Genomic DNA, 823 nt, shown 5'->3' with positions numbered 1-823 from the left:
GCTACTTCTTGCAGAATTGGCGAACTGGTAAAAGTGTTTTCAGAATTGAATATAGCCGTTGTTTCCGTCCATAATTTTCCTTTGAGCCGTGCTCCGTGTTTCATCTGGGAAGGGGCTAAGTCATACCCCGTTTTGCTTATCATGTCTTTACGTTTCATATTATGCTTTATAACGCCCCTCAAGCTCTCGTAACGTCTCCAAGACTTCGTAAACTTTCGCATTATTACCACATAACAGGTAATTCATTCCGTATAACCCTTTTGGCATGGCTTTTGCAGTGGGAATAAAACCGCTACAGCCAGGCAAAAGCCATGCCAACCCCCTGCGGGGGGCAGGGCAATTATTCTAATTCATCTGTATAAGCGGTTTTTCCCTTATAGGGTAAAATAAGGTAAAAATTGCTTGCGCAATTTTTTCTATTCTTGGTTTTTAAATATTAATAACACCCAACAGGCGGGGTATTTTGTTTTCCTTGGTGGTGTGAGCGCGCCCTGTGCGGTGGCGAAGGGCGCTACAGCCCACACCACCAATACAAAATACCCCGCCTGCCTTCGTTGGGTTTTTGTTAAAGGCGGCGGTTTCGGGTTTTAGCCCTCCTTCTTGCTGTGCGTAATAACAGCAATCCCCCGTTCCTAGCTATCGGGGGCTACTACAATTATAGGAGGTTGTACTATGTACAACGAAAAAAAGCGGTTTTATTCGCCGCAGTTTTCAGAAATGGCGTGCGTAACAGTCCGCCGCCTCGCTTGGGCGCTTAACGTGTCCATGCCAAAAGCCATTGACATCATCATCAATGAATTATCATCGGCTTTTTCATCATCGG

The 823-nt window shown here is 45.4% G+C and carries 1 protein-coding gene; it reads right to left on the bottom strand.

Translation table 11 applies throughout. The annotated features are described in order from the left end of the window. Positions 1–159: 159 nt before the first annotated feature. A complete protein-coding gene (locus ACYVRH_RS13670; RefSeq protein WP_461257439.1) occupies positions 160–306 on the bottom strand; it encodes a hypothetical protein in 147 nt (48 codons plus the stop codon). Positions 307–823 lie beyond the last annotated feature (517 nt).

The organism is Treponema sp. R80B11-R83G3 (genome assembly GCF_054786115.1).
This window is presented reverse-complemented; position numbering and strand designations above follow the sequence as displayed.